The sequence below is a fragment of the Kitasatospora sp. NPDC091257 genome (genome assembly GCF_044757675.1).
Taxonomy (GTDB): domain Bacteria; phylum Actinomycetota; class Actinomycetes; order Streptomycetales; family Streptomycetaceae; genus Kitasatospora; species Kitasatospora lactacystinica.
Genome location: NZ_JBIVVI010001527.1, coordinates 1 through 1,813 on the forward strand (window position 1 = coordinate 1; position 1,813 = coordinate 1,813).

The window sequence follows — 1,813 nt, forward strand, 5'->3', positions numbered from 1 at the left end:
GCGTGGCGTTAGCGTCCGCGGCGATCTTCGCCGCGGCGTCGGCGGCGTCCGCCGCCACCCGCGCCTCGTGCGCCTTGGTCGCGTCACCGGCCGCGTTGGCGGCCGCCGTCCGCGCGTTGGCGGCCGCCCGCTGGGCCCCGGCCGCGGCGGCCGCCGCGTTCGACGCCGCGTAGGCGGCGGCCCGCGCACCCGCGTTGGCCGCGCGGGCGGCGGTCAGCGCCGTCTGCGCCGCCGCACCCGCGCGATCGGCCGCACTGGCGGCGTCGTTCGCGGCGGCGGTGGCCTTGGCGGCGTCGTTGCCGGCCTTCTGGGTCTCGGACGCGGCCAGGGCGGCGGCCTCCATGGCCTTCTGCGCCTCGTGGACCGCCGTGTCCTTGGCCTCGATGGCAGCGGCCGTCTCCTGGGCCGCCTGCGCGCTCGCGTCCTTCGCCTGCTGCGCCAGCTGCGCGATGCTCGCGCGCTCCTGGTCACGGCTCTGCGCGATGTACCGGCCGGTCGCCAGGAAGTCGCGCACGTCCTGGATCGACCCGTTCAGCGCGATCCGCGCCGCCGCCTGGACGTTGGGGCCACCGGAGCTCAGGATCTGGACCAGCTTGACCCGGTCGTCGGCGTCCTTCGCCGTGAACTGACCCTCGGTCAGGAATCGCTGCAGGTCGTCACCGGTGTTGCTGCGCAGCGCGGCATCACCCGCCGCCTGCAGGCTGCGGCCGGCGCCCATCGCGGGGTCGGTGATCCGGGTGATCCACAGTCGCCGGTCCGTGTCGAGGGCCGCCTGCCAGCCGCTCTCCAGGAAGGTGCGTCGATCCGCGGCCGTCCCGTCGATGGCCTTGTCGGCGGCCTCGCGGACCTTCGGCCCGCCCACGCTGGAGATCTGGGTGGCGGTGAGCAGGTCGTCCGCGCTCTGCGCCCCGGCGAACTCGGTGTCCAGGAAGCGCTTCACGTCCTGGTCGGAGCCCGCGAGCGCGGTCTCCGCGAGTGCGTGGAGCCGGGGGCCGCCGTTGAGCCACGCCTGCACGGCACGCTCGCGGTCGCTCGGCCGAACCTGCCCGGTGGCCGGGTCGGCGGCAGCGGCGCTCGTAACGCCCGCCCCCACCAGTCCGGCCGTGAGGGCCAGTGGCAGCAGGCTCAGGGAGAGCCTGCCCAGCAGCGGCGGCCCTCCCCTTCCTCGCCGTCGTGAGCGGGATATCGATTGGCGCACGGGAAACCTCCACTGTCGACATCGGCCGAATCCCGGCCGCAGCAGATCCCCACGATAAATGACACTCCAACAGAACGCTCACGAAGTCAAAGAGTTGAAGAGAGGTCAAGGAGTCAAAGTGCCTCAGTGGGCTCATAATTCGGCAAAGGTGTCGCACCGTCAGCATGTGATCAAATGCATTCCAAATCGTGACAACTTGCCTGCCTGAGCTGCAAAAAGGGTCTTGGCGCGGGCTCAGTTGATCTGGTTCGATGGGGCGGTTTCCGCCGATGGTCACAGGGGTGGTCACGTGGCCTTCAACCCTTGCCCCCGCCATTCATGACGCTTCATCGCATCATGTCGGTTCGCCTGCCATCCGGGGTCTTCGTCCCATTCCGGCGATCTGTCGACCAGGTCAACATCAAACGAACGAAGAGGAATACTCATGGCAAAGCGCATGTCCCGCTGGCTCGTTGGCGGCGCCGTCGCCGCGGCCGCCACGCTCGGCGTCACGGCGATCGCCTCCGCCGACGGCACCCCCGCGGACAACTCGGCCGCGCCGGTGGCCGTCGAGGACTTCGTCCACCCCGGCCCGGCCCCGTACCCCAACGTGAAGCTGCTGCGCGGCGACGGCCA

Annotated in this window: 1 protein-coding gene and 1 pseudogene; one reads left to right on the forward strand and one right to left on the reverse strand. The window is 71.2% G+C overall.

All coding sequences use genetic code 11. From position 1 onward, the window contains the following. A partial coding sequence (locus ACIQOV_RS39950) for an ALF repeat-containing protein (protein WP_401055857.1) occupies positions 1 to 1,198 on the reverse strand: 1,198 nt, incomplete at its 3' end. A 424-nt stretch (positions 1,199 to 1,622) separates the two neighbouring features. On the opposite strand from ACIQOV_RS39950, the pseudogene ACIQOV_RS39955 reads away from it, so the two are divergent. After that, positions 1,623 to 1,813 (forward strand): annotated as a pseudogene (locus tag ACIQOV_RS39955) (hypothetical protein); the annotation flags it as partial.